1 protein-coding gene is annotated in these 806 nt (G+C 71.8%); it reads left to right on the top strand.

Annotated features, from left to right (window positions below):
- Positions 1 to 64: 64 nt before the first annotated feature.
- On the top strand, positions 65 to 806 hold a 742-nt coding region (locus tag GUY60_RS37985; RefSeq protein ID WP_161706043.1), incomplete at its 3' end, for a DeoR/GlpR family DNA-binding transcription regulator.

Genomic DNA, 806 nt, shown 5'->3' with positions numbered 1-806 from the left:
CGGTACAACTTTCCTCAAGCCGCCCGAACGGGCACCCGCACCGCACCAGGCGAGAGGAGAGCCCATGAGCGCCGAGGAGCGGCAGCGCGAGATCGTCAGCACCGCCAGACGCGCGGGCAGCGTCGACGTGACCGCCCTCGCAAGCACCCTCGGCGTGGCCAAGGAAACCGTCCGCCGCGACCTGCGCGCCCTGGAGAACCACGGCCTCGTACGCCGCACGCACGGCGGCGCGTACCCCGTGGAGAGCGCCGGGTTCGAGACGACTCTCGCGTACCGCACCACCATGAACGTGCCCGAGAAGCGCCGTATCGCGGCCGCCGCGGCCGATCTGCTCGGCGACGCCGAGACCGTCTTCGTCGACGAGGGCTTCACCCCGCAACTGATCGCCGAAGCACTGCCGACGGACCGCCCGCTGACCGTGCTCACCACCTCACTGGCCACCGCGAAGACCCTGGGCGAGGGGGCGAACGACACGACCGTGCTGCTGCTCGGGGGCCGGGTGCGGCCCGGCACGCTCGCCACCGTCGACCACTGGGTCACCCGCATGCTCTCCGGATTCGTCATCGACCTCGCGTACATCGGGGCCAACGGCATCTCCCGTGAGCACGGCCTGACCACCCCCGACCCGGCGGTCGGCGAGGTCAAGTCGCAGGCCGTGCGGGCGGCGCGGCGGCATGTGTTCGCCGGGGTCCACACCAAGTTCGGGGCGGTGAGCTTCTGCCGCTTCGCGCACGTCGGGGACTTCGAGGCGATCGTCACGGACACCGGACTGCCCGCCGCCGAGGCCCACCGCTACTCCCTGCAGG

It is taken from the genome of Streptomyces boluensis, assembly GCF_009908195.1.
GTDB lineage: Bacteria > Actinomycetota > Actinomycetes > Streptomycetales > Streptomycetaceae > Streptomyces > Streptomyces boluensis.
This window is presented reverse-complemented; position numbering and strand designations above follow the sequence as displayed.